3 protein-coding genes and 1 pseudogene are annotated in these 2,771 nt (G+C 63.9%); 3 read left to right on the top strand and 1 reads right to left on the bottom strand.

Annotated features, from left to right (window positions below):
- Together JMF90_RS40365 and JMF90_RS32230 are read left to right on the top strand one after the other, a co-directional pair.
- Nucleotides 1-312, top strand: a pseudogene (locus JMF90_RS40365) (patatin-like phospholipase family protein); the annotation flags it as partial.
- Between the two features lie 141 nt (nucleotides 313-453).
- Entirely contained in the window at nucleotides 454-1,272 is an 819-nt protein-coding gene (locus JMF90_RS32230; RefSeq protein ID WP_011547947.1) for a hypothetical protein, read from the top strand.
- Nucleotides 1,273-1,301: 29 nt separating this feature from the next.
- On the opposite strand, the gene JMF90_RS32225 is transcribed toward JMF90_RS32230, so the two are convergent.
- Nucleotides 1,302-2,453 (bottom strand): acyltransferase, encoded by a 1,152-nt coding sequence (locus tag JMF90_RS32225; RefSeq protein ID WP_011547948.1) that lies wholly within the window; start codon nucleotides 2,451-2,453, stop codon nucleotides 1,302-1,304.
- Here JMF90_RS32225 and JMF90_RS32220 point away from each other — a divergent pair.
- Nucleotides 2,445-2,633 carry a hypothetical protein gene (locus tag JMF90_RS32220; RefSeq protein WP_201325947.1) on the top strand — a complete coding sequence of 63 codons (189 nt, stop codon included), beginning with the start codon at nucleotides 2,445-2,447 and terminating at the stop codon, nucleotides 2,631-2,633. The genes JMF90_RS32225 and JMF90_RS32220 overlap by 9 nt on opposite strands.
- The last annotated feature ends 138 nt before the right edge of the window (nucleotides 2,634-2,771 follow it).

Genomic DNA, 2,771 nt, shown 5'->3' with positions numbered 1-2,771 from the left:
AAAAATATTTGTTTGATGCACTTACGGAAAATACTTTCTGGAACTGCTAAACATGCGTCAGGGTTCTACGAGAAAGCCTCGAATTCATGTGACGAGACGACCTCGTTTACAGAGGCACAGATGACTCGTCGAAGAAGTGGCGAGGAGGTGTTCGGTGACTGGATAGCTACACCGGGGCACAAAGTCGGTGACAATCCTTATATTGAAAGACGACGCTATGACCCGATTCCAACACTCGAGGCTCGGGAGGCGTTTTGGAAAAATGTCCTCAAATATTATGGATGGAATGGATCAGAGGCCAAGGGGCAATAGCGCCTACGGTTCGACTAGGTTTTCGATAAATATCGGCGAGAGGCCGCTGTACCGCGGAATCCGTCGTTAGGCCCGAGAGGCCGCTTCGGGCCAGTGGCGACACTCACGAAAATTCATGAAGAAACATTTCCGATCGCGACAATGAGAATCCTTCGTTTTACCCCGCTGCTGGCGCTCGCCGCCGCCCCTGTCGCCCACGCCGCCGACAGCCAGTCTTGCAGCGACGAAATCGTCACGGCCATCGCCCGCTGGGCCGGCATCGCGAGCGCACGCATCGCCACGCGCGACGCGGACCGGCTCGTCGTCGCGTCGTCGTGCAAGGCCATGCCGAACGCGCCGGAAACGACGATCGCGGCCGTCGCCTTCGATTCGCTGCCGAAGAGCAAGGACCCGTACGTCAGCCGCAAGCTACAGGTCGTGGCGCTCGTCGAGGGCGGCAAGGTCGTCGCGGCCGATCGGTCGGTGGTCGAAGAGGATGCGGCGACGGAGATCGACGAGGACAGCTACCGCATCGATACGGCGCCCTACCGGTTGTCGCCCGACGTGCGTGCGTTCGGCGTCGTGTTTACCAGCAGCGCGCGTGGGCCGAGTTGCCCGGATGCCAACACCAGTGAAGAGTTGACGCTGTGGGTGCGTGAAGGCGGCCGTATCCGCCCGGTGTTCGGCACGAATCTGTACGGCTGGGTCAGCGTCGAAGGCGACGCCTGCGGCCCGGGTACAGGCGATGCGCGCAGCGAAGACGCCCGCATGACGATCGCCGTCGAGAAAACGTCGAGCCACGGCTTCGCCGACCTCTCGATCACCGCGCACATCACGAAGACGCAGCGCAAGAACGGTGATTACTCGGATACGGGCAAGCGCACGGCGCGCACGATCGTCCACTACGACGGCAAGTCCTATGGAATCGACATGTTCCGGAACTTCTGGTATTCGCCGGCCGCGATGCAACGCTTCAAGTAATGCCACGGGCGCGACGCCGCCCCGCCCGCCTACTCCACCACCTTCGGCCCGATCGCCTCGGTCGGCGCCGGCATCCGCAACGCGTCGTCCCGCACGCGTCGCGCCTCGCGCGCCGTATAGCGATCCTTCAGCCGCAGGAACGGTTTCTCGACGAGGAAATAGCTGGCGGTCGCGGCCATCAGCGCCCACACGATGCCGAGCGGAAACCCATGCGGCACGGGCAGGCGCGGGTTCGCAAAAGGCTGCTGCCACAGATAGAGACTGAACGAAATCGTGCCGACGAACACCACCGGCTCGGCGCGCAGCCAGCGCGCGCACCAGAACTCGCCGCGGAAATTCAGCACGACGATCACGATCGCGATCAGCGCGGCTTCGAGCGTCACGCCGTACGTCGCATTCCAGAAGCCGCCGAGCCGGTGTTCGGCGAGCGGCATGCCGAGCAGCACGACGAAGACGAGCGCCGTCACGATGCGCGCCTCGCCGCGCCAGGAACCGATCCACGCTTCGAGCCGTTCGCGGTTGAGCGACGCATAGCAGCCGATCAGGATCGGATCGACACCCGTGTGCAGCATCATCCCGAGTTGGCCGCGCAGCGTCGGCGCAACGAAATACGTCATGGCGCGCACCAGCGGCACGATCAGGATCAGCGCGGCCAGCCAGCGCGTGCCGGCGCGGCGGATGCCGAACACGAACAGCAGCGGCCAGAACCAGTAGAACTGCTCCTCGAGCGCGAGCGACCAGAAATGGCCGAGGTACCACGCGCCGTCCGGATGCAGCGCGTTGTCGCCGGTCAGCCCGAACCACGCCGAGTAATTCCACAGATGCAGCGCCGCATAGAGCCATTGCCGGCGATCGACGTCGAACCCGCCGGCGAACGCCATGATCGCGACGGCCGCGAGATACACGTAGCAAGCCGGCCAGATCCGCAGCGCCCGGCGCACGTAGAACGACGTCAGCGCGATACCGCCCGTGCACGCGAATTCGGCGCGCAGCACGTTGGTGATCAGGAAACCGCTCAGCACGAAGAAGATCAGCACGCCGAGCCGGCCGTCGGCGATCAGCCGCAACGGCGCATACCAGCCCGTATAGCCGCCGGGCAGCACATGCTCGGCATGACCGACGACGACCATCGCGACCGCGACGGCGCGCAACCCGGTCAACTGCGTGACGCGATGGTTCATCGGCTGGTTTCCGTTGGCACGGTGGAGAAACAGGCGTTGCCGGCGCTCCGATTGACCCGCCGACCTGCCGCCGGGATTTTGTATGAAAAATATCGGAATGAAATTGCTTCAAAAATCCGCGGCGCACATACCGCCAGCGACGAACGCCCGGCCAAAACGTGCCGACGTCCGGCGCGGTGAATGGGCATAATGACAAGCCTTGTCCGGCGGCGGTCGGTCCGATGCCCACGCAACGAATTTTGCGGCGCAGCACGCTTCGCAGTACCTTGCCGCCCGCACACCGGCCCGCGCGTCGTCCGCCCCCTGTCCGCCCCTCAC

The sequence above is a fragment of the Burkholderia sp. E168m23 genome (genome assembly GCF_016586125.1).
Lineage (GTDB): Bacteria > Pseudomonadota > Gammaproteobacteria > Burkholderiales > Burkholderiaceae > Burkholderia > Burkholderia orbicola.
This window is presented reverse-complemented; position numbering and strand designations above follow the sequence as displayed.

Coding starts and splice junctions, on each gene's coding strand:
- JMF90_RS32230 (WP_011547947.1), top strand. CDS start 454: ATGAGAATCCTTCGTTTTACCCCGCTGCTGGCGCTCGCCGCCGCCCCT.
- JMF90_RS32220 (WP_201325947.1), top strand. CDS start 2,445: ATGGTTCATCGGCTGGTTTCCGTTGGCACGGTGGAGAAACAGGCGTTG.
- JMF90_RS32225 (WP_011547948.1), bottom strand. CDS start 2,453: ATGAACCATCGCGTCACGCAGTTGACCGGGTTGCGCGCCGTCGCGGTC.